This is a genomic window from Paenibacillus oryzae (assembly GCF_001675045.1).
GTDB classification, from domain to species: domain Bacteria; phylum Bacillota; class Bacilli; order Paenibacillales; family Paenibacillaceae; genus Pristimantibacillus; species Pristimantibacillus oryzae.
Window position 1 is genome coordinate 16,447 of sequence record NZ_LYPA01000069.1, and the last position, 24,581, is coordinate 41,027.

General features: G+C 47.9%; 22 protein-coding genes. 16 read left to right on the forward strand and 6 right to left on the reverse strand.

The window, feature by feature from the left end:
- Window positions 1–6: 6 nt before the first annotated feature.
- The 3 genes from A7K91_RS19125 to A7K91_RS19135 all read left to right on the forward strand — a co-directional run bounded on the left by A7K91_RS19125 (window position 7) and on the right by A7K91_RS19135 (window position 1,382).
- The gene (locus tag A7K91_RS19125) at window positions 7–360 is read left to right on the forward strand and encodes a HesB/IscA family protein (RefSeq protein ID WP_068685722.1); all 354 of its coding nucleotides are present in this window, start codon (window positions 7–9) and stop codon (window positions 358–360) included.
- A gap of 14 nt (window positions 361–374) precedes the next feature.
- Window positions 375–650 (forward strand): HesB/YadR/YfhF family protein, encoded by a 276-nt coding sequence (locus A7K91_RS19130; protein ID WP_068685724.1) that lies wholly within the window; start codon window positions 375–377, stop codon window positions 648–650.
- A gap of 147 nt (window positions 651–797) precedes the next feature.
- The gene (locus A7K91_RS19135) at window positions 798–1,382 is read left to right on the forward strand and encodes a P-loop nucleotide/nucleoside kinase family protein (RefSeq protein ID WP_068685771.1); all 585 of its coding nucleotides are present in this window, start codon (window positions 798–800) and stop codon (window positions 1,380–1,382) included.
- A gap of 89 nt (window positions 1,383–1,471) precedes the next feature.
- On the opposite strand, the gene A7K91_RS19140 is transcribed toward A7K91_RS19135, so the two are convergent.
- Together A7K91_RS19140 and A7K91_RS19145 are read right to left on the reverse strand one after the other, a co-directional pair.
- Complete coding sequence (locus A7K91_RS19140; protein WP_068685726.1) at window positions 1,472–1,978, reverse strand: FixH family protein; 507 nt, start codon at window positions 1,976–1,978, stop codon at window positions 1,472–1,474.
- A 21-nt stretch (window positions 1,979–1,999) separates the two neighbouring features.
- Window positions 2,000–3,400 (reverse strand): PepSY-associated TM helix domain-containing protein, encoded by a 1,401-nt coding sequence (locus A7K91_RS19145; protein WP_082967590.1) that lies wholly within the window; start codon window positions 3,398–3,400, stop codon window positions 2,000–2,002.
- A 232-nt stretch (window positions 3,401–3,632) separates the two neighbouring features.
- On the opposite strand from A7K91_RS19145, the gene A7K91_RS19150 reads away from it, so the two are divergent.
- Window positions 3,633–4,358, forward strand: coding sequence for a metallophosphoesterase (locus tag A7K91_RS19150; protein WP_068685728.1), 726 nt, complete (start codon window positions 3,633–3,635; stop codon window positions 4,356–4,358).
- A gap of 67 nt (window positions 4,359–4,425) precedes the next feature.
- Window positions 4,426–5,595: a benzoate/H(+) symporter BenE family transporter gene (locus tag A7K91_RS19155; protein WP_082967591.1), complete on the forward strand. Its 1,170-nt coding sequence runs from the start codon at window positions 4,426–4,428 to the stop codon at window positions 5,593–5,595.
- Window positions 5,596–5,653: 58 nt separating this feature from the next.
- Here A7K91_RS19155 and A7K91_RS19160 read toward each other — a convergent pair whose 3' ends face one another.
- A complete protein-coding gene (locus tag A7K91_RS19160) occupies window positions 5,654–6,949 on the reverse strand; it encodes a DUF418 domain-containing protein (RefSeq protein ID WP_245697671.1) in 1,296 nt (431 codons plus the stop codon).
- A gap of 235 nt (window positions 6,950–7,184) precedes the next feature.
- On the opposite strand from A7K91_RS19160, the gene A7K91_RS19165 reads away from it, so the two are divergent.
- The 3 genes from A7K91_RS19165 to A7K91_RS19175 all read left to right on the forward strand — a co-directional run bounded on the left by A7K91_RS19165 (window position 7,185) and on the right by A7K91_RS19175 (window position 10,425).
- On the forward strand, window positions 7,185–7,949 hold the full coding sequence (locus A7K91_RS19165) for a response regulator transcription factor (protein WP_068685730.1): 765 nt from the start codon (window positions 7,185–7,187) through the stop codon (window positions 7,947–7,949).
- Window positions 7,950–7,955: 6 nt separating this feature from the next.
- Entirely contained in the window at window positions 7,956–9,737 is a 1,782-nt protein-coding gene (locus tag A7K91_RS19170) for a sensor histidine kinase (RefSeq protein ID WP_068685731.1), read from the forward strand.
- A gap of 142 nt (window positions 9,738–9,879) precedes the next feature.
- Window positions 9,880–10,425, forward strand: coding sequence for a GNAT family N-acetyltransferase (locus A7K91_RS19175; RefSeq protein ID WP_068685734.1), 546 nt, complete (start codon window positions 9,880–9,882; stop codon window positions 10,423–10,425).
- 109 nt (window positions 10,426–10,534) lie between these two features.
- Here the strand turns inward: A7K91_RS19175 and A7K91_RS19180 are convergent, their stop codons facing one another.
- Window positions 10,535–11,122, reverse strand: a complete 588-nt coding sequence (locus A7K91_RS19180) for a TetR/AcrR family transcriptional regulator (RefSeq protein WP_068685736.1) — start codon at window positions 11,120–11,122, stop codon at window positions 10,535–10,537.
- Window positions 11,123–11,329: 207 nt separating this feature from the next.
- Here A7K91_RS19180 and A7K91_RS19185 point away from each other — a divergent pair, with 207 nt between their 5' ends.
- From A7K91_RS19185 to A7K91_RS19215, 7 genes are all read left to right on the forward strand, one after another.
- Entirely contained in the window at window positions 11,330–12,547 is a 1,218-nt protein-coding gene (locus tag A7K91_RS19185; protein WP_068685738.1) for an MFS transporter, read from the forward strand.
- Window positions 12,548–12,584: 37 nt separating this feature from the next.
- Complete coding sequence (locus tag A7K91_RS19190) at window positions 12,585–13,496, forward strand: nicotianamine synthase family protein (RefSeq protein WP_068685740.1); 912 nt, start codon at window positions 12,585–12,587, stop codon at window positions 13,494–13,496.
- Between the two features lie 183 nt (window positions 13,497–13,679).
- Window positions 13,680–15,359 carry a ribonuclease J gene (locus tag A7K91_RS19195; RefSeq protein ID WP_068685741.1) on the forward strand — a complete coding sequence of 560 codons (1,680 nt, stop codon included), beginning with the start codon at window positions 13,680–13,682 and terminating at the stop codon, window positions 15,357–15,359.
- 49 nt (window positions 15,360–15,408) lie between these two features.
- Window positions 15,409–16,608 (forward strand): MFS transporter, encoded by a 1,200-nt coding sequence (locus A7K91_RS19200; RefSeq protein WP_068685742.1) that lies wholly within the window; start codon window positions 15,409–15,411, stop codon window positions 16,606–16,608.
- A 134-nt stretch (window positions 16,609–16,742) separates the two neighbouring features.
- Window positions 16,743–17,975: a carboxylate--amine ligase gene (locus A7K91_RS19205; protein ID WP_068685745.1), complete on the forward strand. Its 1,233-nt coding sequence runs from the start codon at window positions 16,743–16,745 to the stop codon at window positions 17,973–17,975.
- Window positions 17,976–18,188: 213 nt separating this feature from the next.
- Window positions 18,189–19,154, forward strand: coding sequence for a helix-turn-helix domain-containing protein (locus tag A7K91_RS19210; protein ID WP_068685747.1), 966 nt, complete (start codon window positions 18,189–18,191; stop codon window positions 19,152–19,154).
- Window positions 19,155–19,184: 30 nt separating this feature from the next.
- A complete protein-coding gene (locus A7K91_RS19215; RefSeq protein WP_068685749.1) occupies window positions 19,185–19,532 on the forward strand; it encodes a TIGR04076 family protein in 348 nt (115 codons plus the stop codon).
- A gap of 63 nt (window positions 19,533–19,595) precedes the next feature.
- On the opposite strand, the gene A7K91_RS19220 is transcribed toward A7K91_RS19215, so the two are convergent.
- Window positions 19,596–20,450 carry an AraC family transcriptional regulator gene (locus A7K91_RS19220; RefSeq protein ID WP_068685753.1) on the reverse strand — a complete coding sequence of 285 codons (855 nt, stop codon included), beginning with the start codon at window positions 20,448–20,450 and terminating at the stop codon, window positions 19,596–19,598.
- Between the two features lie 182 nt (window positions 20,451–20,632).
- Between A7K91_RS19220 and A7K91_RS19225 the strand changes: the two genes are divergently transcribed.
- Entirely contained in the window at window positions 20,633–22,636 is a 2,004-nt protein-coding gene (locus A7K91_RS19225) for a beta-galactosidase (protein WP_068685754.1), read from the forward strand.
- A gap of 279 nt (window positions 22,637–22,915) precedes the next feature.
- Here the strand turns inward: A7K91_RS19225 and A7K91_RS19230 are convergent, their stop codons facing one another.
- Entirely contained in the window at window positions 22,916–24,307 is a 1,392-nt protein-coding gene (locus A7K91_RS19230; protein ID WP_068685755.1) for a S1C family serine protease, read from the reverse strand.
- Window positions 24,308–24,581: the final 274 nt, after the last annotated feature.

The window sequence follows — 24,581 nt, forward strand, 5'->3', positions numbered from 1 at the left end:
TTTTGTATGATAGAAATAAGCGATTTTGCGTCCGCGCAAATTAAAGAAATGCTTGATGCACAGCAAAATGAATCCCTGTTTCTTCGCGTAGGCGTCGTGGATGGAGGCTGCAGCGGCTTATCCTACGATTTGAAATTTGACGACGAGCAGCACGAGGATGATTTGGTTTTTGAGAAGCAAGGCTTCAGGCTGAGAGTGGATGCCAAAAGCATGGAGTTTCTGGAAGGACTGGAAATCGACTATAAAGCGCAAGGAATGACAGGGGGATTCACGATGGACAATCCCAATGTCAAGGCAAGCTGCGGCTGCGGCGCAAGCTTCCGTACAGCGACATACCGCGGAACCGCCAAAAAGTGCTAAGGGAGCAGATCATCATGACATTTCATGTAACCGACGAAGCCATCCGCAATTTCCAGCATGAATGGGGACTGAAGGAAGGCCAATATGTTCGAATCTATGCCAAATATTCCGGCGGCGGGAGCGATGCGTTTTCGGTTGGCCTCAACGTCAGCGTTGAACCGATTGATCCTGCAATCGTTAAAACAATCGGCGGTTATCGTTTTTTCGTCGAAAAAAGCGATGAATGGATTATAAGGGATGCTCGGCTTAGCATTGATAGCGGCCAGGAAGGCATCTTTTTCAAACTATAATAAGGATGAAGGCTGCCGGGGGAAGTACCGGCGCCTTTTTCTGTTTCGTTGGAATGTATTCGCAAAGGCTTTATTTATGAAAACGACGAATGGACGGATCATTTAATTTATTGCAAAATGGTATAAAAGGAGGAGTTGATGGATGTCATGAGCAAACTTGTTTTTTTCCTCGGAGGCGCGGGGGCGGGCAAAACGACGCTTGCAAAGGCGCTTGCCAGAAGGAGCCGCGCCGCATTGTTTGATATGGACACGTTTGCCAGACCTGCAGCCGAGGCCATCATGACCTCGCTTGGTCTTGATCCAAATGACCGGGATTCCGCGGTCTACAAGTCGCAATGCCGTGATGTGGGCTACCGCATTACAATGGATGCCGCTTTGGAAAATGTAGAGCTTGGTACAGACGCCTACGTCATTGGCCCTTTTACAAAAGAAACAGAGGAGCCTCTTTGGCTGAAAAATGAGCTTTCCGCTATAGGCGCCGCCATGCAAAAAGTGGAGGTTAAGGTGATTTTCGTGAGCTTGCCGAATGAGGAGCTTTACCGGGAGCGTGTCCGGCAAAGAGGTTCGGCGCTTGATGCGTGGAAGCTGGAGAACTGGGCTCAATTTAGCCAATCCCTTGTTCGGCGCACGGTAAAATGGCCCCTCCCGGCTTCATCTATTTTTTATTTCGATAATGATGGAGAGTTAACTGAGGACAAGCTGTTGGATATTGAGGGGTTTATTCAGCATTAATGCTAATATCGGAAGGATAGACGCAGGATCAGGAGCCCAGGAATGCCGTGAAATCAACATTCCTGGGTTTTTCGGACAGCCACTGCTGATTAATGATGATGATGACCGTCCGCGGAATGAGAGGGGCTTGGGTTTTCCTGGTCGATGTGTTGCTCCAGGCTCGCCAGTTGCAACACAGCTTCCTCCCCGATGGCAAAACGCTTTGCCGGGAATACTTCCAGCTTTCCGGAGATGACTCGGCTTTTCAATATATAAAGTCCATTTTCAGGGATGGAATAGTCGAAACCATAGAGCCCATCGCCTATTCGGGTTCCTTGTATCGAGACTGTGTGATCGGGTTTTCCTTCAGGCCATAGCTCGAAGGTGACCTCCTCCGCTTCAACGGGTTCTCCTCCTTGCTTAACCTCAACGCGAAAGGGATTTGTTTCATTCACCTTCAGCTTTTCCGGTATTAACAAATCTACAGTCAAATGAGGCTGCAGTCCCTTGTCATCAACATTCCCGATTTGAGCCGTGCATGCGCTCAGCAGTATAGCTGCAAAGGCTAATGCCATCACCGTGTATAATAAAGCGCGCACTCTATATATGAAAGCCATCGTCCGTTCCTCCTTTGTTGATCAAACCGCGAACCATGCTTTAAGTGGTTTAATGCGGCGAATGACAAGCCAGTCAAGCAAAACAATAGAGATGATAGACAAACCAACCAGCGGCATTAATGCTCCGAATACAAGCATAATGAGAAGCACGCCAATTGCAGTTCCTTTGGTTTTGGCTTTTGCAGGCGCCCCCAGCTTGCCGTCCGGCTTGCGTTTGCGCCACATGAAATAGGAGCTGAGGGCCATCAGAATAACACCCAGCGCTGTAATCAAGCCAAGTATCTGATTGGGAACGCCAAACAGTCTGCCTTCATGCAGAGCAATACCCATCGTAATGCCTTTGGCCATCAGGCCATATTGGGCAAATCGCACATCCGTCAATACTGCACCGCTATATTGATCCACATGCAGCGTAGCGTTATTTCCAGGCCGCGAATGAGAGGTGGCGATAGTGTAGACCCCTTGTTCTCCGCGTGGCATTGAAATTGTATAGGGAGCAGCGATTGCCTGCTTGTCCGCTATTTGTTTAATATCCTCAACCTCAAGCTTGATGTAGCCTCCGGCAACAGATGCAGGAACCGGAAGGTTTTCGGAAGCCCAAGGGATATCCTGTGCAATATCCTTGGCAACGGTTACCGATTCGGGCTTAGCCGCAAAGCTTAACGCATAAGGAGGATAATTGGAGTTTGTTGAATTAGCAAGCCGATTGATCTGGCTGCCGACAACGCCTGACCATGGCAAGCCGGTTGCGATAAGAATGACAATTAGCAACGAAAGCCAGAAGGCTGGAACAGCATGTAAATCCCGCCAAAACTGACGGCTCCCCGGCTTTCTTAAACGGGGTAATATCGTTCCCCACAGTTGAAATCGATTGCGTGGCCACCAGAGATATAATCCGGTTACAACCAGAATTATAGCCCAGCACGCTGCCAGCTCTACCAGCCGATTGGCCCAGGTGCCGCCGATGACAAGCTCGCTATGCATTTTTTTGAAAAAGGCCGAGAATGTTTTATCACTGTCCATCATGCCTGACAGCTTTCCAGTATAAGGATCGGCGTACATCAGCCTCGTGATGCCGTCTAGAGATCCCGTCAGCTTAATGGTTTTTGCAGGATCGTTAGTGAATTCAACGGAGGTAATGGCAGTGCCGGGGTATGCGCGCTCTGTTTTGGCAATAATGTCGTCAGCGGTCATAGTGGTGCTGCCGATTTCCTGGACGTTAAACATATCCTTATACAGGTAGCCCTCGATTTGCGGCTTGAACAGGTAGACGGAACCGCTGAAGGCCAAAATAATGAGGAATGGAGCAAAAATGATGCCGGCGTAAAAATGCCACCGCCAAATCGCTTGATACAGCGAGGCTGTTAGTTTGGCCTTGCTTTTTTGCTGTACTTCTAATACTGAGGGAGAAGAAAGATTCATCGGGACCTCCTTGGAATAGGACTGCCATCTCTACGACGGTAATTATAAAGCAAGGGCTGTTTTTTATTCTATAGCTCTTTGGGGTTACTAGGCCAAACAGCTTCAGGAAAGTCAGCTGATTGGGTCTATAAAAATGATGGCGATTCAGATATGATAGTGGATATCTAAACGCCAAAACGATTGTTTCTAAGGAGGGACAATTGGCGGAGCTGATCGGGGGTCATTTTGCAGCATGAGAAGAACCATTGTAATATCGGATATTCATGGCTACTATCAGACGTTTCTGGCATTGCTCAATCAAATACAGTACAATCCTATTCTGGACAAGCTGATTCTGCTAGGCGACTTTGTGGACAACGGGCCATCTTCGCTTAAGGTCGTTCAACATATAAGGTCGCTCGTTAATCTGAGCGGTGTAAGGGCAATCGGCGGAAACCACGAAGATATGTTTTTGAATTGGCTGGACGATAGAGATTATCTGTTTTCGCCATATACAACGATTCGGAATGGCGGGTTTCAAACGATTCGTTCCTTTTGTCCCTGGTACGAGGTGGAGTCTGATAATGTCAAGGCGCGAAGCTACATTAAGCAAAAGCACGGGGCAGAGGTTCAATTTCTTCGCAATTTAAAATATTTTCTTGAGGATGAGCATCATATTTACGTTCACGCTGGCATTAATCCTCGTTTTCCGCATTGGCGTCAAACATCCACCAAAGATTTTCGCTGGATCAGGGGGGAGTTTTATTCCTACGACGGAATATTGCCTCTTTCCAAAAAAATAGTTTTTGGACATGAAGTCACCGCGAGGCTGCACAAAACCAAGGAATTCCATCCATGGTTTGGCAAGCAGATGATTGGCGTTGACGGCGGCATTAAATACGGCTGCCAGCTCAATGCGCTGATCATTAGCGATGAGCTTGAATATACTTATGCAAGCATAGGGAGTATGGACGGATAGTCTTCTGATAAGCTATCAGTATGACTTTGCAGTATCGAGATAATTCAAGATCAGAGGATGAAGAGGAATGTTAAATGGAAAGATGATCATGACGGGGTTTTTGTCAGCCTTGCTGGCTTGCTCGGGCGGAGCCATCATGATCGTTCAAGCAGCCGCTGCAGCCGGGTTGTCAACGAAGGAGCTTGTTACCTGGTTCACATCCGTTTATGTCATCGGCGGATTATTAAACTTATTGTTAACCTTGATGTACAAAATACCGTTTGCCGGAGCGCATTCCATTACTGCAGCTGCTTTTTTGAGCACGGCTGCTGCCGGATTTTCGTTTCCGCAGCTTGCGGGAGCTTTTGTTATGTCCGGCGTCATTATATTATTCTTCGGATTGACGGGGATATTTTCAAAGTTACTGTTTTTTTTGCCAAAATCGCTAATTGACGCTTTATTGGCTGGGCTTCTATTGTCCTACATATATGGCATTTTGCCTGCTTCTATTCAACTCCCCTATGCTGGAGCTTTTGCAGGGATTGGCTATTTTCTCGTCTCCCGGTTTTTAAAAAGACTGCCTCCGATCCTATGGGCCATTCTGCTTGGTTTGGTCGGGCTCGGTTTTGATTATACGTTTCCAGCCGTTCCCCATGCGGCATTTATTCCTCCGATGCTCATAACCCCCCAATTCACATGGGAAGGGTTTATTGGCCTTGCAATTCCTATGTCTGTATTGATTTTGAGCAATGACCTGGCTGTAGCTTTGGCCGCGCTCAAAGGCAACGGGTTTCATCCTCCTGTCAACAAAGCGTTAACGGCATCCGGTATCGCGAGTCTGGCCGCCGGTATGTTCGGCGGAAGTACGGCAAATGTAGGAGGCTTGATGAGTGCCTTATGCAGCAGCGAGGAAGCTGGACCAAAAGCGTCCCGATATAAGGCGGCTATCATGTCCAGCTTGTTCGTCATTGCTTTTGGCATCATGTCATGGCGGGTTATTGATTACATTCAAGCGTTGCCGCGTGATTTTGTAGCGATGATGACAGGTTATTCGCTGCTGGGGTTGTTTCTGGCCGGGGTGAAAACGATCGTTGCCGATCGCAGCTTGCGCATACCTGCCATTGCAACCTTTGCCGTAGCCGCATTTCACGTCCAATTGCTTGGAGTGGCGACGCCAGTGTGGGCGCTGCTTGCTGGCATCATCTTGGTAAAGGCTTTGAAGATAATAAAAGTACCTTCTGCAGAGGCTGACAAGTAGCGACTGATACGACATCATTTGCTGGCACATGACATCGTTTCGGTCAAGGCGAATGCACTCAAAAAAGCAGATTTGGAGGCGTTTCTTGCTTTACAATTTCTTTTGGCTTCATTTTGCCGCTGATGGACCAGTAGGTGCCAGCCCGCAGAATGTATTCGAAGGGACCGGCAAAAGGAAGCTTGCGCAGCCACAAGTCTGAAGCAGCTGCAAGTAAGGCATATATTAGCAGTCCCAGCAAAATTCCGGGCACCACGCCAAGCTTGCCGAACCACCCAAAGCCGTAGCCGTAAAACAAGGTTGTGCAAATGAAGGTCTGCATCAAATAATTGCTCATCGACAGCTTGCCTACGGCTTGGAAGGCTCGCAATACAATGGAAGCAGGACGAAGGCTGGAAAGAAGCAAGGCGGCAAGAAACAAATACCCCATCGCCAGCATTGGCCCGCCAATTATAGAACTGCCTGCCAATTTGACGCCAAAGATGCTGAACACCGAAAAAAACTTCAAAGCGCCGCCTATAGAACCAAAAACAAGGCCCCAAAGAAGGTATTTTCGACGCTCCCTTTGCGGGTGTCTGAACAGGGCCGTACCGGCTGCGGCCATGCCGAACAGAAACATCGGAAGCAGCATGACAGGCGAGAGTATAGCAACGGCTGCCAATTCGAAATCATCCATATCCAGAGGATCTTCCTTATCCCGGAATTGCACAATTTCGTTGTAGCTCCCCGTTTGAAATACAGGAATAGAGCGTTTTACGTATTCCTCCTGCTTTAATCGGTCCTCTTTTGGCTGGTCATCAGGGCTTTCAATCAGATTTCCTAACAGGTCGAGTCCTCCCAGAAGCAGCATCATGCTTGTGGCCCAAATAAACAGAGTTCGCGGCTTGCAGCGAATAAACAGAAGCAAACCAAAACTGATTAATCCATAGAGGAACAAAATGTCTCCATCCCAAAAGAAATAGGAATGCAGCCCGCCGATCATAAGCAGCAGGACAAAGCGGCGAACCAGAGACCGCCATGGTTTGCGGCCTTTTGCCAATAAGCCGTTTCTCAGCTTGACCAGACTGTACCCGTATAAAAACATAAAGATCGGCAAAAAGCTGCCCGCAACCAGCACCTCCAGCCAGTTGTATGCCTTTTGATCCAGCGCCGTGGCTTGAAATAAAGCGAAAAATTCCGTTCCAATCAAGCCATATTGAAAAATAAGCATATTGGCCTGCAGAATGCCGAATAGGCAAAATCCCCGTATGGCATCCACAAGCGTTACCCGGCTGCCGGATTTTGCTTCGTTGTCTGTCAGCAGGCCGCCGCCGCCGTTAGCTGCAACTGCCCCTGTTGTCTTCATTTCATTCATCATGCTGATTAACTCCCTTTCCTGTTGGACTGCACTTATCAGTTTATCCCCCGTTCTTAAACTCTCGTGAAACGCAAGTTTAACCATTTCTTATTTTTCCGGAGCATCTATTCCATACCTATTCAATTGTCGTTTAGCTCCTGTTAAGGCAAATATGCTACCCTATTAAGAGGTCCATATAGAGCAATGAAAAAGGGACTTTTTGAACATGTACATTTTTGGCAGGTGGTGGTTACGTATGCTTCATCGCAGAATATTGATTGTAGAAGACGAGCAGGCCATTGCGGAAATGGTAAAGCTGCTGCTTGTTCGAGACGGGTTTCAATATGTATTTTCGGCGGCGACTGCCGCGGAGGCGTTTAGTTTGATAGAGGCGAATGGAGCCGATATTATTTTATTGGATGTCATGCTTCCCGATGGAAGCGGCTTTGAGCTATGCGACAGGCTGCGACGGTATGGGGAGCCTCATATTATTTTTATGACTGCGAGAGTGTCTGACCTTGATGTGTTAACCGGTTTTGCGGTTGGCGGAGATGATTACATAACCAAACCGTTTAACCCGCTTGAGGTGGTTGCCCGTATAAAGGCCAGGCTGCGCCGAATGGAAGAAGGCTGGAGCGAAGCCGGGGGCAAGCTGCGTTCAGTGGCGCCGTCTTCATCTCTAAAACAGCAGGAACAGACAGACGTTAAGGGAAATAAGGGGATTTACACCTATTCCCGTTTTACACTTGATGAAGCAGCCGGCGAGCTGATTGTGGAGGGGGTGCCTGTTGCTTGCCCCGCACAGGAATTTTTGCTGCTGCTGCATTTGTGCAAGCATCCCGGCATTGTTTTTACCAAGTCGCAGCTTTATGAGGCCGTATGGGGAATGAATGGTATGGGCGACGATAATACAGTTATGGTGCACATCCGGAGAATTCGCGAAAAAATTGAGCATGACCCCGGCAAACCGGTTTTTTTGCTGACGATTAGAGGGCTTGGGTACAAGCTGATTAAGGAGTGACGTGAGATGAAGCCAATACGGAGAAGGCTGGCCTTTCACTTCATCTACCAGCTTGCGCTGACCTCGTTTTTTTTAATTCTTTTGCTAACTGCGTCTTTTCTTGCGATCATTGATTTTATTTCCAGTAAAGAGCGGGAGTATAATTTATCAAATGGATCATCCATTGATAGTGTTGTTCTGGAAGCCTATAGCAAAGACGATGACATCTACTTAAGCACCTTTATGGAAGAGCTGTTAGTGAAGCATGGAATGTGGGTGCAGGTCATAGATCAAGCAGGTGTCGTTGAAAAAGTATTTAATTCGCCCGGCGATCTTCCGGGCAGGTATACAGCCGCCGAGCTGCTTGATATTCAGCATACGGGGCGTTTTGGGAAGTACGAGGTTAATGGACAACTGGATGAGCTGACGATGGGGGAGCAATATCTGTTTCTTTTTGGTTATCATCGTTCCGCCCGTGAAGTGCTTCAGAATTTATATCATGCTTATGAGGAAGACGGGCTGGTAACGGACAAGCACAAAACGAAGCTGGAGGCGGCTCTTGCTGCTAGCGGGAATTCCTTATCTATTGTAGGAGAAAACGGTGAGGTTGTTCAGTCTTTTGGCCCGGCTTCAAGCGGAAATGGGAGTGGATTTCAACCGTTGCGCATTTATGAAATGCAATCCCGGTGGTCAAGCTCGGGAGGCGCAGAAATAATAGCTGCCGCAAACGCTCCTTATCTGTGGGTGCTGCAAAGCAACGACTCTGTTTCCAATCAGGAGACAGCATTTAGCATGATCCAAATGATGATCCGTTATTTAGTCGTTGTTTCTATTGCGATCCTGCTATTGCTGGGCGGCTTGTCCTTGTGGCACGGCTATCGGTATGCGCAGCCCATGCTGCTGCTTGGCCGCTGGTTTGGTCAGCTAAGCAATGCCGAAAAGGGCCTTGAAGCCATTGAAAAAGAAAAAAAGAACATTTATCGCGCCAATGGCAAAATGAAGCGACGTTTTCGCTTATTCCGCGAAACGATCGACGCTTTTATGAATATGGCGGATCAAATGTCGCAGACGGAGGAACGGCGCCGGCAATTTGAGAGGAGCCGGATTCAGTGGATGAGCGGCATTTCGCATGACCTGCGTACGCCGCTTTCGACGATTCAAGGCTATGGTTATATACTGGAACGGGAGCCGCAAGGCTGGGATGAGGAGCAATTGCGGAATATGGGGAACATGATCAGAGAAAAAAGCGACTATATGCTGGAATTAATCGAGGATTTTTCATTGCTGGAAAAGCTGAAGCGTGGTCCTGTTATTATGGATGCGGCTCCGATCGATTTAAATGAGCTGGTCAGGCGAGTTGTCCTGCGTTACGTCAATGATGCTACGTTAAACGACGTTGAATTGGTATATGAAACGGAGGAAGAGCGGCTTTATATTGACGGAGATGCCAAGTTGCTGAAGCGCCTGCTGGATAATGTCATCGTTAATGCGATCAAGCATAATGAGCCGGGAATACGGATACGGGTTGCGGCCGGGAGATTATCCGATCCGTCTAATGGGGCGGGAGATGAAGGAGAGCTCGTCTGCATTACGGTCAGCGACAACGGGCAAGGCATGGATGAGGAAACGCAAGCCAAGCTGTTTGAAACCTATTACCGGGGGACAAGCACGGGGCAAACCAGCGAAGGCTCGGGCCTTGGCATGAGCATAGCCAATATGATAGTGAAGGCGCATCTTGGCAGTATTGGCGTTCAATCGGCGTTAGGGAGCGGCAGCGTCATTACGATCCTTTTGCCTCTGCGCCGATAATAATAGCTGCTGCTGGATGATGGCGCACATTCTCGGAATGCTTCCGTTCAGCTTTTCATTTTTTTAATAAAGAAAAATCGGCCTGACGTGCTACAATAGGAAAAGCACAATCATACCAAACATAAATATATCGAGGTGGCATATGGGGCAAATCGAACTATTATCCGCACATCTAAACGATAATATATTCGCCTCTATAGCGGGAGCGAATGATGAAAAAGAAATTCAGGCAACGATTTACAACATAGCCGTCTGGTTAAAAAGTTTGGGCATTCCCCAGTGGAGTAAAGTATTGGAGGGCGAAGACAGCCACAATGTTCCGGGGGCTATTGCCCGAGGAGAAGTCATTGTTTTCAGATCGGAACAAACCGGCGAGGTAGCCGCAGCTTGCATTTTGCAGCAGCAGCCCAGCGACTTTGATTATGGACTTTGGGGGAAAAACGATCCCCATCATGATACTTCGGTGTATTTGCACCGGCTCGTTGTTAACCGCAAATTTTCAAGCCTTGGGCTTGGCCCTCGCATTTTGGCCTGGATAGAAGACGGAGTTCGCTTTGAGGGCAAAGACCGGATCAGGCTCGATTGTATTGCATGGAATATAAAGCTGAACGAGTTTTATGTCCGCAGCGGTTACGAGTTTTTAGGAGAAACAAACGGGGCCAACAAATATCAAAAAATGCTTAAATGAGTAATTGGGAAAGGGTGTCGTGAGGGCGAGGCCAAAATAAAGCGGACAAATAGGTTTGGGCCTCCAAGACCCCCTTTTCCTGCAGGCACCGGTGTTGTTGAATATTTATTCACCTTGCAAGCAATGATAATGCGGCTTCAATTGCTTGCTTGATCATGGCCGACTCTGGATTGCTCTTCATCATAACGGTCAAGCCAATCATGGACACAACCAGACTATTGGCAATGGCTTCAGCATGCAACGCAGCATCAATTTCTCCATTCTGTTGTCCTCTTATAATCGCCTCTCTGAAAATAACCGCAAGATACATTTGATGCTCGCGCGTGAGCACTGAAAATTTGGAATCATGTGGAGCAAGCTCAACCATCGTATTAATGCAAAAACAGCCTCGATGACGATTTATATGTTCTTCAGCGCTTGCTCCGATCTGCTGGAATAATTGCCGGAATGATGAAATCACAGATTCCTCCTGCTGAAGCAGGTTCCGTATTTTGGAGGCATGCCATGTATTGTACCGGCGCAAAGCCGACTCGAACAATTCCTTTTTATCGCCAAAAGCAGCATAAAGACTAGGGCGCTGAATGCCCATTTCCGCCGTCAAATCGCTGAGCGAGGCAGCCTCAAATCCTTTGCTCCAGAATACCTCCATAGCTGCCTCCAAAGCTTGCTCCTTATTGAATTCGCGTTGCCGTGCCATAATACCCTCCTTTTTGTATCAATCGGTATTTTATTTAAGGATAGCTATAACGTTAGTGAATGTCAATTCCGTCAAAGCGATATACTGTTTAAAGCCTGTTATCCATTAAATGAGTAGCTTGACAGCTGTAGAAAGTACCTTTAAAATTCAAATAATTATGTATCGATTGGTACATAATTAATATGAACGATCCGAAAGGTGCTACTTATGATGATAAGGCATTCCTATTCTACGCTCTCTCCACTATTGCTCTTGATTTTGGCGCTCAGCAGCGGGCTTTCCGTTGCAAATATTTATTTTGCCCAACCCTTGCTGGATTCCATTAGCGGCGAATTCAACATCCCGCTTTCATCGGTTGGCTTCGTTGTGACAGCGACTCAAATTTTTTATGCGGCAGGTCTTGTTTTGCTCGTTCCTGTTGGAGATATTGTGAATCGCCGCAAGCTCATTGTGATCCAAATGCTGCTATCCGCCGGAGCATTGCTTGCGGTAGGCCTATCCCCGACAAGTCTGATTTTATTTGCCGGAATCGGTATTGTAGGGCTGCTTGCCGTTGCGGCGCAAACGATGGTTGCGGCCGCTGCTGCTTTGAGCCGCCCCTCTGAACGGGGGAAAACGGTTGGCGTTGTCACCGGCGGCATCGTCATTGGGATTTTGCTGGCTCGAACGGTTGCAGGTCTGCTTAATGACTGGCTGGGCTGGCGTTCCGTTTATCTCTTCTCCTCCGTGCTTACATTAATGGCGGCGATTGCTCTGTTTATATTGCTGCCAAAGGAGAATGCCACAAGAGCCAGAATAGGGTATGGAGGTATGATCATATCGTTGTTTCTGCTGTACAAGGAATTGCCGGTTTTGCGGATACGCGCTTTATTGGCCATGTTCCTGTTTATGGCATTTAGCACGTTATGGACCGCGATGGTTTTGCCGTTAAGCAGTTCGCCATTGTCGCTGTCGCATACGGCTATTGGCGCATTTGGACTTGCGGGCGCGGCAGGTGCGTTTGCCGCGGCTTATGCGGGCCGCTTATCTGACAGAGGCTGGAGCGGGAAAGTAACGGGATATGCGCTTGGCCTCCTATTGCTTGCATGGCTGCCGATAAGCCTGGTATATCATTCTATTCTATTTCTGATTATAGGCGTTGTTTTGCTTGATTTGGCCGTACAAGCTGTACATGTTACCAACCAGAGTCTTATCTACAAGGCTCGGCCTGAAGCCCAGAGCCGATTGACCGCCGCCTATATGATCTTTTATTCCATCGGAAGCGCTGCTGGCTCCATATTCTCTACTCAAATGTATGCCTGGTTTGGCTGGGAAGGCGTTTGTTGGTTAGGCGGAGCGGTGAGCGGGCTGGCCCTGCTTACATGGTTGTATGAACAGTTAAGCAAGGAAGTGTCTCAACCCTCGTCTACATTTACGAGCAGCTGAATATATTCCGTAAAGAGTAGAGGAGGAGGCATTGGCGATGGAGCTTGGACAAATAGAGGGGTTAATGGAGCCGGGATTAAAGAGCAGCGGCAATCCAGAAAACCCGAAAAAGGTAGGCGCCTTGTTGAGGGTTATTCGTGAAACTAATGAGCTGTTGCAGCAGTCAGAGGATTTGACGCCGGACAATCTATTGGTAAGATCGATGATGGAACGGCTTTCGCTATTATTGCAATTACACTATTCAGCCCAGGAAGTGCAGACCGTTCTTCAGGATGGTTACATGGTTCAACATCTGACAATGCTGCAACAAAAATGGGCGAGAGCTGAATTTGAGCTGGAGCTGGCCGATGCCCGCCATTTTTACCGGTGTAAGGAGTTTCATGAAGAACGGTTTCAGAAGCTGCCGTATTGGCCTGTATACAAGTCGCTGGTTGCCGCGGAGCTGGCTATGCTTAAGCCTTATCTGGCATTTGTACGCAGAGAGAAGGCGTCGCCGATTGTTTTTGTTGGCAGCGGGCCAATGCCTTTAAGCCCTATTATTCTCCATTTATGCAGCGGCATCGAAATCGTCTGTCTGGATAGCGATCAAACGGCTTGCCAGTCCTCCAGCTCCTTGCTTGCGCAAGCGGGCTTAAGCCATGGCATCAAAGTGGTGATGGAAAAAGGAGAGGCTTTTGATTATAGCCCGTATCGTATCATTTTTGTTGCCAGCCTGGTGCGGGACAAGTGGTCGGTGCTATCGCAAATAAACGCAACATCTCCTGATTCGTTAGTGGCGGTGCGAACGGCCGAAGGCATGCGGCAAATCAGATATGAGGCGGTAGATGAAGCCGAGTTAATCAGGCAGGGCTGGAGTATAGTGGACCGGACCCGCCCCGAATCGGGTCTCGTTATAAACTCTACGCTTATTCTGGAGCGCAGCAAGCAATCTGGAATGAGCTTTAGTTAAACGGCATAAGTTGATACGATATCTGAACCAATTAAGCCGGCGTTGTCGCTGGCTTTTTTGCTGTGGAAAGCCGCTATGGGTATATTCAATGAACGTAGAACCAAATAATAAGCATACTTGACTTCGTTCGGGGATTTTTAGAGCTTGAAAATGAACGGATAAGCACTTAATGGAGGGAATTATATGGAATCAGAGGGCAGATTGTCGGTGCTGGCTCTTGGAGGCGTATTTGAAATAGGAAAAAACATGTATGTTGTTCAATACAACGACAATTTGATCGTTATTGATTGCGGCTCCAAATTTCCGGTTGAAAGCTTGCTTGGCATTGATTTGATTATCCCGGACATCGGCTTTTTGCTTCAAAATAAACATAAGGTGTCCGCGCTTGTTATTACTCATGGCCACGAGGATCACATAGGAGGCATTCCTTATTTTCTCAAGCAGCTCAATATTCCGGTCTATGCGACAAAGCTGACGCTTGGTCTGATTGAATTAAAGCTGAAGGAGCATCGTTTGAAAAAACCAGAGCTTTATGAAATCACCCCGGCATCAGAGCTTGCTTTTGGCGAGCTTAAGCTGAGCTTTTTTCGCACTAATCACAGTATCCCCGATTGCCTTGGCATTGTTATCGATACGCCTGCGGGGCGCGTCGTCCATACCGGCGATTTCAAATTTGATCTTTCGCCCTCTAACGGCCAAGTTCCGGATATTCACAAAATGGCCCGGATTGGCGAGGAAGGCGTGCTGCTTCTTCTCTCCGAGAGCACTAACGCCGAACGCTCCGGGTTTACGCCATCCGAGCGTTTAGTTGGCGAAAAAATAATGGAGGCTTTTCAAAAAGCGGACTATCGCATTTTTTTATCCACCTTTGCTTCCAATGTCAGCAGGCTGCAGCAGGTCATTGATGCGGCTGTCCACACCCATCGCAAACTTGCCCTTCTGGGACGCAGCATGATTAACGTTGTCAAGGTTGCGCTGGAGCAAGGCTACTTGAGCATGCCGGAGGGCATGCTGATTGAAGCGAAGGAAGCAAGCGAGCTGCCCAGAGAAGCGGTTGCCGTGCTTTGTACGGGCAGCCAGGGAGAAAGCATGGCTGCTTTGTCCCGCCTGGCCAGCGGAAGACATCCTCATATTGAGATTTTGCCCCAGGATACGGTCATTCTTGCTTCTTCGCCGATTCCGGGCAATGAACGCAATGTTGCCGCCGTTCTGGACGGGCTGTATTTGCGCGGCGCCAATGTGATTCACGGCTCCGGCTCCGCTACAGGCATGCATGTATCGGGACATGGCAGCCAGGAGGAATTAAAGCTGATGCTTTCCTTGATGAAGCCGCGTTATTTTGTCCCGATTCATGGCGAATACCGGATGCTGGCTCAGCATAAGAAATTGGCGGAATCCGTGGGCGTTGATTCCGGCAATATTTACATTTTGAGAAACGGAGATGTACTGGACGTTGTAAGGGAAAATAACCGCTATGATGTAACGCAAAGCAGAAAGGTTGCTGCCGGAAATACGCTGGTGGATGGTTTGGGGATTGGCGATGTTGGCAGCGTCGTTTTGCGCGACCGCAGACATTTGGCGGAGGACGGCATATTTATTGTTGTGGCGACCCTGAGCAGCAATGAGCGGAGCCTGTTGTCCGGCCCCGATATTATTACGCGCGGTTTTGTGCATGTGAAGGAAGCCGAAGCGCTGCTTTCCGAGCTGAATGAAAAAATAAAAGCAGATATTCTAACGCTGCTGGATGCGGAACATCGCGAATGGTCGGTTTTTAAGCATAAAATACGCGAAACCAGCGCCAGACTTATCTTTACCCGGCTGGGCAGGCGTCCCATGATATTGCCGGTCATTATAGAGGTGTAGAATAGCCGGCATTACAAAATTCAATATTCAGGATTGGGGACTAACGGTAATGGAAAAGAAGAAACGGGATCTTGCGGCGCTTGCGACTATTCCGCTCATTATGACGCTTGCGAATTCCATGCTTATCCCTGTTCTGCCCCTCATGCAAAAGAAACTGGGAATAACCGCTGTGCAGACAAGCCTGATCATTACGGTGTATGCGGCGATTTCTATTTTGTGTATTCCAATTGCGGGTTATCTATCCGACCGATATGGCAGAAAAAAGATTATTTTGATGGGGCTCAGCATTACGGCTGTTGGGGGCGCCGTCTCCGGATTAGGCGCGTGGCTGCTTGAGGGCGGAGCGTATTGGACCATATTGGGGGGGCGGTTCATTCAAGGCATAGGGGCGGCGGGAGCTTTTCCAATTGTACTGCCTCTCGTAGGGGACATGTTCAAAAGCGAGGACGAGGTCAGCAGCTCGCTGGGCATGATTGAAACGTCCAATACGTTCGGCAAGGTCGTCAGTCCCGTGCTTGGTTCTGCGCTTGCTATGGCAATCTGGTTTTTGCCGTTAGCCGTCATTCCGGTTTTTTCGCTGATTTCGATCCTTGCGGTTGCCGTTTTTGTGAAGGCGCCAAAGCAAAAGGAAAGCGAGCAGCTTCATATTTCTGCTTTTCTGCAAAAGCTTAAAGATACGCTTAAACAAAAAGGCTCCTGGCTTTACGCCATCTTTATTATTGGATGTCTCGCCATGTTCATTATGTTTGGCTTTCTATATTTTCTTTCTAATTCGCTGGAGGATGTATATCACATCAAGGACATAAAAAAAGGGCTTGTGCTTGCGATCCCTTTGTTTGCCATATGCTCCTCCTCCTTTGCGGCCGGGAAGCTGATCGGACAAAATAAAACCAGAATGAAATGGTTTACAATTATTGGACTTTTGGCCTTGGCGGTCATCATGATTGTATGCGGACTGGGAAAAAGCAACTCGCTTGTGCTTCTCATTATTTTGCTGTTTGTAGGAGGCGTTGGCATCGGCGCGGCGCTGCCCAGCCTGGACGCTTTAATTACGGAGGGCGTGCAAAAGGAGGAGCGCGGAACGATTACATCGCTCTACAGCAGCGCCAGATTTATTGGCGTCGCTGCGGGCCCGCTGGTTGCGTCCACATTAATGAAGCAGGAGCAGTGGCTGTTTTATCTGTTTGCCGCCCTTGCGTTTGGCTCTTGCCTGCTGTCGTTGTTTGCTATCCGCCCGCAGAAGGAATAAGGGACCTCGACACGCCCTAGACATTCTCCGCAGGGATGGTATACTTCTTAACGAAGGATATTCAATGACGGTAGCGGATAAATAGATCCCCTGTCATTTTGACAGCGGGGACAAGCTGCGAACGAGGAGAAGCTATGGAAAAATACGATTTTTTACCCATTATATTGGGCAGCGACGAAAATGCGTACGGCAATGTCAGACTGTTTCACGAGGCTTACGGCATCAGGCCGCTGCTGCTGTGCAGCCGTTTGCTTATTCCCACGATGCACAGCAAGCTGTTTGACCTGATTCAAATAGACCATTTTGACCGCGAAGATATTTTTCCCAATGCGCTGCTGTCCATTCTGGAGAAATATACGGCCCCCAATCGCAAGCTGCTTGTTATTTCCTGCTCGGACTATTATGCGGGCCTTTTATCAAGGCACTACAGCCATTTCAAGGGACTGATCGCCAATCATTGCATTTCCGAGGCGCTCCTGAATACGCTGGACACAAAAGACAAGTTTTATCAGCTATGCGAAAAGCATGGTCTGGATTATCCCAAAACGTATGTGTGCACACCGGAGGAACGGGAAGAGGCCATACATAAGCTGGAGTTTCAGTTTCCGATTATCGTCAAGCCGGAGAACAGCAACGCCTATGCCTATCTCCATTGTCAGTTTGAAGGGAAAAAGAAAGTATTTTTCTTTCAAAATAAAGAAGAATATTTAACAATGGTCAGAAGCATGAACAAGTCGGATTACCTCGGAAAACTCATTATTCAGGAGTTTATTCCCGGCGGGGACGACTCCATGCGAGTTATCAATAGTTATTCCGACGATAATGGCAAGGTCAAAATGATGTGTCTCGGCCAGCCTGTGCTTGAAGAATATGCGCCCAAAACATTAGGCAATTACGCCGCTATTATTTCGCGCTCGGATAAAGCCATCTATGAAAAAATCAAGGTGTTTCTTGAAGAAATCGGCTACGTCGGGTTTTCTAATATCGACATGAAATATGATAGCCGCACCGGTAAATACATGTTGTTCGAAATTAATCCGCGGCTGGGCAGAAGCAGCTTTTTTGTTCGCGCGGCCGGGCTGAACATGATGCAGGCATTGGTTGATAACGCCGTTTACAACAAAGACATGGACTGCGTATATAGCAGTCAAAGCGCGCTTTGGACAAACGTGCCCAGACTGGTCTTGCAAAAATATGTGGCTGACCCGCAATTATCGGCCGAAATTGCTGCGATGTACAGGGAGAAAAAGGTGTATAAGACGCTTTGGTACAGCAAGGATATGAACCTGAAGCGTATTGCCCGAGTGTCGCGGTATTATTTTGGCCATATTAAAAACTATCAGTGTTATTTCTTTAAAAGGGTTTAATAGAAGTGTTCCATTGACGATTAAAGCAGCGTTCAAACTGACAACGGTTTGAGCGCTTTTTTTTTGATGGAAAGCGGGAAGAAACCCGGCTCGTGTCTAACTTTTAAGAGGGGAAACCCCGAAATGCTAAAATAACAGCAACTCAAATCAAGCCGCAGCCGCTTTATTTATTCATAATAGATGTAAGGCAGCTCAAACGAGGTGAATATAGGAATGTACGAGTGGCATAAACAGATTCAAACCATTGTTGATGAAATTGACAATTGCATGAAAGACCACAATGATGAAGCTCTGACGCTAAGCTTTCTTTCCCGCAAACTGGGGTATTCGGAATGTTATACGACAAGGAAATTTAAGGAAATATGCGGCATGTCATTCAGGGATTATTTGCGGCAAAGAAAATTAGCTTTTGCTTTAAAGGAGGTCAGGGATAGCGAAAAGGGCCTTTTGGATATCGCTTTTGATTATGGGTTTTCCTCGCATGAAGCCTTTACGAGAGGTTTCAAAGCGGCTTACGGCACAACGCCCAGCGAATATCGGAAAAAGCCTGAACCTGTTGTTCTGCGTACAAAAATAACCCCTTTTGACCGCTACTTTTTAGGTTTGGGGGAAATCGGTATGATAAAATCAACGGATGATGTCAAGGTTTATTTTGTCACTATACCCTCGCACACATTCCTGTATATTAAAAACAAGGAGAGTAACGGTTATTGGGATTTTTGGCGTAGGCAAAGTCTTATTCCGGGACAGGACTACGAAACCGTTTGCGGCTTGCTTGACAGTATCAAGGGCAAATTGGACGACGACGGCGGGAGCGAGGTAAACGGCGGAAGCGGCCAGCTTATGGCTTATATGAACGACCCTGACGGCAGGCTTTGCGCGTGGGGTTTTCCCAGAACAGAGTGCTGGGGAATACGCCTGCCTCCCGGCTATAAAGAGGAGGTCCCGCCGCACATGCTTTTGGCCGATATTCCCGAAGCGCACTATATTGTTTTTGAACACGGGCCCTTTGATTACGAACAGGAAAACGGCAGCGTAGAAGAAAAAATGGAAGAGGCAATGGCGGCTTTTGATTATGGTAAAACGGGGTTTGCTCTTGATACGTCCCCGGGAAGAATCATGTATTTGTATTATGATCCGGAGCAATATTTCAAGTATGTCAGGCCAGTAAAAATCTGATTTTTCCAAAATAAAAAGGGAGGGAAGCTTGTGAAAAAGTGGTATAACGAGGAGTATGAGTGGGAAATTGAGGTAACCGGATTTCTTCGCGGCGAGCATACGGAGCGGTATTGCCGAAACGGTGAGGAAATCGGAGATAAATATACCTGCACGTATGGCTGTCCTGTAAATACAGACGGACAAGGCATTTGCTCTAAAACGATGATGCTGCTGTTCCCAATTATGGAAGCGGTCCGAAGCGGCGGTGATTTAGAATACATTGGCGGAGCCAGTAAGAACAGCAAGGATATTGTATGTCCCGATGGGTGCGTTCAATTCAGGATCACTGCAAACAAACTTGACAATGAAAATTTTTATAAAGGGAAATTTTTTGACTAGGGCGTGTAACACACGCCCTAATAAGTTGTCCATAAAGACTAAGAGCCCGGTCAAAAATGAGCATCACGGCCCATCATCCTGATGCATGCTCCGAAATTGGAGAGGGGTCATGCCCTCCCGGTTTTTGAAGCAGGCGCTGAAATAGCTGGCTTGCGAAAAGCCGGTGTCGAGGGCAATTTGTTTAATGGATAGCGAGGTGGAGGCCAGCAGCCGCTTGGCCTGAATCAAACGCGATTCCAGTAAAAAATCGGGAAAGGACATGCCGAACGTTTGCCCGAACTTGCGGCTGAAGTAGGGAGTGCTGTAGCCCGCTAGCGCCGCCGCCTCCTGAATGCTGAACGGCTCTACGCTATGGGCTCTGATATAGTTGGCGACGCTCCGAATTTTGTCCGCAGCCTGATTGAGAGGAACGTTCAGCGATTCGGAGCTGGCTTGAAGCCGGAGCAGCATTTCGTACAGCGTGGAGGCCAGGCTGTATTCGTCCTCAATCCGGTACGTTCTTCCCGTTGCAAGAAGGTTGTCCAGCAGTTCCTCGATTGGCTGCAGATCCGGCAGGGAAAAAAGCCATGGCTCGTCCAGTCCCTTGCCATCCAGCAATTCCTCAAGCCGCTCCCCGAAAAAATGCACCCACGCAATGCTCCAAGGGTCCTGAGAGTCCGACCGGTAGCTTTGCCGCAAGCCGGGACCAAACAGAAAGCCCTGGCCTGCGGTCAACTCGTAACGTTTCCCTTCGGTCATCAGATACCCTTTTCCTTTACGAACAATATGCAGATTGTAATTGCGGTCCAGATTAAATTCTGTCGTCCGATATTCCCGGCTTACGCTATGCTCGGGGTATTGGCTGTACCCTCCAATAAAGTCCGGAAAGCAAATGTGACGGGGAAATAAAGGCTTTGGCAGAAAAATATGCTCGCGCATGACATGTAGCCCCCAAAGACATAATATTAATGATCGTTATCTCGTTATGCTTATTATACAGTAAGTGAGTCGAATAAAGAGGACAATATTTTAATAGAGTTGATATATTTTTGTTATTTCAACCCGTACCGCCATCTTCTACAATAAAGGGAGAATGACCAACCTCAAGGGAGAGATAACGAATGAAGCAATTGCTGTACGGAGTTGCCTATTACGATGAATATATGCCATATGAGCGGCTTGACGAAGATATTGCGATGATGAAGGCGGCCGGTATTAATCTGGTGCGTATTGCGGAATCCACCTGGAGCACGCATGAGCCGCAAAATGGTGTTTTTGATTTTTCCAGCGTGGATCGGGTGCTGGATGCGATGCACAAAGCGGGAATTAGCGTTATTGTAGGTACGCCGACCTATGCGGTTCCAACCTGGATGGTCAAGGAGCATCCCGATGTGCTGGCGGAAACCCCGCATGGCCCGGGACGATACGGAGCGCGCCAAATTATGGACATCGCCAATCCGACCTATTTATTTTATGCGGAGCGCATTATTCGCAAGCTGATCAGCCGGGTAAGCAAGCATCCTGCGGTGATTGGTTATCAGGTGGATAACGAAACGAAGCATTACCATACAAGCGGGCCCAATATCCAGCTTCGATTCGTCAAATATATGAGAGAAAAATTCGGTACCGTCGAAAAGCTCAATCAGGAGTTTGGCCTTGATTATTGGAGCAACCGGATTAATAGCTGGGAGGACTTTCCATCCGTTGTCGGAACGATCAACGGCAGCTTGGGAGCAGAGTTCTCTCGCTTTCAGCGGCAGCTTGTGACTGAATTTTTGGCTTGGCAGGCAGCTATCGTCAATGAATACAAGCAGCCCGGCCAATTTGTGACCCATAATTTCGATTTTGAATGGAGAAATTACTCCTTTGGCCTTCAGCCCGACGTTGATCATTTCGAGGCGGCCAAAGCGATGGATATCGCCGGCGTCGATATTTACCATCCGTCTCAGCATTTGTTGACAGGTAAAGAAATTTCGTATGGCGGCGACTCCACGCGTTCGTTAAAAAACGACAACTATTTTGTACTGGAGACGCAGGCTCAGGCATTTCCTAATTGGACGCCATACCCCGGCCAGCTTCGCCTTCAAGCGTTTAGCCATTTGGCTTCTGGCGCCAACATGGTTGAATATTGGCATTGGCATTCCATCCATAATTCGTTTGAAACGTATTGGAAGGGCTTGTTGAGCCACGACCTGGGCAGTAATCCGACCTATGAGGAGGCCAAAACGATTGGGCGCGATTTTGCCCGTCTATCCCCTAAGCTGGTCAACCTGAAAAAGAAAAACAAAGCGGCCGTGCTGGTCAGCAACGAGGCGTTAACGTCGATGGCCTGGTTCAAGCTGCCCGGAGGCGAAATCGCCTATAACGATGTGATGCGTCTGATGTACGACCGGCTGTACGAAATGAACATTGGCTGCGATATTTTGAATCCAGGCTCGACGGAGCTGGGGCAATATGATCTTATTGTTGTTCCCCCGCTGTATGCGGCCTCGGACGAGCTTCTTGACCGCCTCAATGCTTATGTCGAGGGGGGAGGCACCATTGTTTATGCATTCAAAAGCGGGTTTGCCAACGAGCACATCAAGGTTCGCACGGAAGTCCAGCCTGCAAAAATCGGGGATGTCTGCGGCGTTCAATACAGCCAGTTTGCGGAGCCTTCCGGCGTAACGCTGAAGGATGACCCGTTTGGCGTTGGCGCGGAAAACAATACAATCGACGTTTGGATGGAGCTTCTGACGCCAACAACGGCGGAGGTTTTGGCTTGGTACGAGCATCCGCAATGGGGTGAATATGCGGCCATTACCGAAAATAAATACGGCCAAGGCACCGCCTATTACGTCGGCTGCTTGCCTAGCGCCGCCATTATGGGCAAGCTGCTGGAGCGCGCCGTCCGTAAAGCGGGCTTATGGGGAAAGGATCAGGAGCTGAGCTTCCCGCTAATCGTTAAATCGGGCCAAAATGAAGCGGGAAAAACGGTCCGTTATTATTTCAATTATTCCGGACAGCCGCAAACCTTTCTTTATCCTTACGGTTCTGGAGTGGAGCTGCTGTCGGAGCGCAATGTGGCAGCTGGCGAAGCTGTACAACTGGAGCGCTGGGGCTTTGTCATTATTGAAGAGGACTGATTTCCTGCATCACATCCCAAATAAATGGGGCTGTCAGAAACGTCTGTTACGGTGAATCATTATTCAGCAAAACCGGTACCTCCTGGAAAAGGGTGTCTTCGAAGCTCAAACCTATTTGTTCGCTTTATTTTGGCCTCGCCCTCAAGACACCCTTTCCTCTCCGGTCCTCTCTGCTGAATAGTTATTCGTTATACGTGACTTTTCGGACAGCCCCATTTCGTCTGCCGGATTTGGCGCTTTATGCTGCTTTTTGGACAACCACTGCCCATAAGCAATTGGTTAAGCTGTGTTTTTATCTGCCACGACTACAATAAAGTCTGTTTCCTTTCCATCTCGGAGAACGGTTAACGATACCTTTTCACCGATAGGAAGAGTCAGCACTTGATTGACGACATCTTTTGATTTCTCTACGGCTTGGCCGTTTATTTTGACAATGACATCGTATTGTCTGATTCCCGCTTTAAAAGCCGGAGTCCCTGGCAAAACTTGCGCTACAAGCGCTCCTTTCACGGAATTCAAATTTAAATCATCCAGCATATCTTCTTTTATATCGCTTAGTGATAAGCCGATGTAGGAGTAAGGAATGCTTTTTCCCTCTTCCAGATATTTTATAAGTGGAACAAATACACTCGTTGGAATAGCAAATCCGATTCCTTGCGCTGCGGAGCTTTTGGCCGTATTCATCCCAATAACCTTGCCGTCTAAGTTAATGAGAGGCCCTCCAGAATTTCCGGAGTTAATTGACGCGTCTGTTTGCAGCAAATGACGATACTGGCGTTGTCCATTTTTATCGCTGACAGGGATTTCGCGCTCTTTGGCACTAATGACGCCTACTGTAACTGTATTATCGAAGCCGGCGGGGTTTCCTATCGCGACCACCCAGTCTCCTACATTCATAGCATCAGAATCGCCCATCTCAAGAACAGGGAAATCTTGTTCACTGCCAATTTTTATGACGGCTAAATCATGTTCCACACTTTTTCCTAATACCGTTGCAATGAAAGGTTCGGCACTCCCGTCAACAGTAACCTCAATCTGATCCGCATTTGCAATGACATGTTCGTTCGTTAAAATATATCCGCCTTTTTTATAGAAAAATCCTGAACCTGCCCCATACAGCCGCAATTGACTATCATTGAATGATTCGGGCTGTTCAGACCTTCCTCCAAAAAAGAACCAGAACGGATCGTTTAAAATATCAGAATTTCTATTGCTGGACTTTGTATATGTCTTTATCAAAACAACAGCACCATTGGATTGCTGCACAATGGACGGGATTACATTCCCATTGCTTGAAAAGGAAGCTGATGCGGTCGTAATATGAGCAGAATTTGTTCCTAAGCTTTGCTGATACCCTATTGCAGGATCAGAAGTAAATGGATTGACACCGCTTGCAAACAAAACAATGGCTGCAGCGATCCCTCCAGCCACACAGGAAATGAGTCTTTTAAAACGAAGCTTCTCTTTTTGCGAAGTCGAATATTCAAAGATTTCCCTATCCGGCTGGGCTCCGTTTGAAGCTTGGGATGAATGTAAAACAGGAAGGCTTTCACCGCTTGAAGGATACAAACTACTATTTGTAAACGACCCATCTGAAGTTTGAGTTTCTTGATGTACTTCCTTTCCAGCTTGTTCATAAAAACCGGTGAAATCACGCTTTTTTTCAACCATCTCGCAGTTCCTCCTTTTATTAAATTATGTATAATTTTAGAAATTCGATATTAAAAGAAGCTTAAAGCTGGATTAGTCAGAGTTAAAAAAGCTGGCTTAAAGAGGGGCTTTTCGCATCAGAGGGACAGACGGCCAGAAGCTTCCTTGATCCTAAATTGCGAGGGCCGAGAAACAACTCGGAAGCGAGGAAGGAGATGCATTAGCGGCTCGACGAATATAGAGCCGGGAATCAGAAAATGGCGATGCAGGGATGAGCTCCCTCGGCATCGCCATT

Coding starts and splice junctions, on each gene's coding strand:
- A7K91_RS19125 (WP_068685722.1), top strand. CDS start 7: ATGATAGAAATAAGCGATTTTGCGTCCGCGCAAATTAAAGAAATGCTT.
- A7K91_RS19130 (WP_068685724.1), top strand. CDS start 375: ATGACATTTCATGTAACCGACGAAGCCATCCGCAATTTCCAGCATGAA.
- A7K91_RS19135 (WP_068685771.1), top strand. CDS start 798: ATGAGCAAACTTGTTTTTTTCCTCGGAGGCGCGGGGGCGGGCAAAACG.
- A7K91_RS19140 (WP_068685726.1), bottom strand. CDS start 1,978: ATGGCTTTCATATATAGAGTGCGCGCTTTATTATACACGGTGATGGCA.
- A7K91_RS19145 (WP_082967590.1), bottom strand. CDS start 3,400: ATGAATCTTTCTTCTCCCTCAGTATTAGAAGTACAGCAAAAAAGCAAG.
- A7K91_RS19150 (WP_068685728.1), top strand. CDS start 3,633: ATGAGAAGAACCATTGTAATATCGGATATTCATGGCTACTATCAGACG.
- A7K91_RS19155 (WP_082967591.1), top strand. CDS start 4,426: ATGTTAAATGGAAAGATGATCATGACGGGGTTTTTGTCAGCCTTGCTG.
- A7K91_RS19160 (WP_245697671.1), bottom strand. CDS start 6,949: ATGATGAATGAAATGAAGACAACAGGGGCAGTTGCAGCTAACGGCGGC.
- A7K91_RS19165 (WP_068685730.1), top strand. CDS start 7,185: ATGCTTCATCGCAGAATATTGATTGTAGAAGACGAGCAGGCCATTGCG.
- A7K91_RS19170 (WP_068685731.1), top strand. CDS start 7,956: ATGAAGCCAATACGGAGAAGGCTGGCCTTTCACTTCATCTACCAGCTT.
- A7K91_RS19175 (WP_068685734.1), top strand. CDS start 9,880: ATGGGGCAAATCGAACTATTATCCGCACATCTAAACGATAATATATTC.
- A7K91_RS19180 (WP_068685736.1), bottom strand. CDS start 11,122: ATGGCACGGCAACGCGAATTCAATAAGGAGCAAGCTTTGGAGGCAGCT.
- A7K91_RS19185 (WP_068685738.1), top strand. CDS start 11,330: ATGATGATAAGGCATTCCTATTCTACGCTCTCTCCACTATTGCTCTTG.
- A7K91_RS19190 (WP_068685740.1), top strand. CDS start 12,585: ATGGAGCTTGGACAAATAGAGGGGTTAATGGAGCCGGGATTAAAGAGC.
- A7K91_RS19195 (WP_068685741.1), top strand. CDS start 13,680: ATGGAATCAGAGGGCAGATTGTCGGTGCTGGCTCTTGGAGGCGTATTT.
- A7K91_RS19200 (WP_068685742.1), top strand. CDS start 15,409: ATGGAAAAGAAGAAACGGGATCTTGCGGCGCTTGCGACTATTCCGCTC.
- A7K91_RS19205 (WP_068685745.1), top strand. CDS start 16,743: ATGGAAAAATACGATTTTTTACCCATTATATTGGGCAGCGACGAAAAT.
- A7K91_RS19210 (WP_068685747.1), top strand. CDS start 18,189: ATGTACGAGTGGCATAAACAGATTCAAACCATTGTTGATGAAATTGAC.
- A7K91_RS19220 (WP_068685753.1), bottom strand. CDS start 20,450: ATGCGCGAGCATATTTTTCTGCCAAAGCCTTTATTTCCCCGTCACATT.
- A7K91_RS19225 (WP_068685754.1), top strand. CDS start 20,633: ATGAAGCAATTGCTGTACGGAGTTGCCTATTACGATGAATATATGCCA.
- A7K91_RS19230 (WP_068685755.1), bottom strand. CDS start 24,307: ATGGTTGAAAAAAAGCGTGATTTCACCGGTTTTTATGAACAAGCTGGA.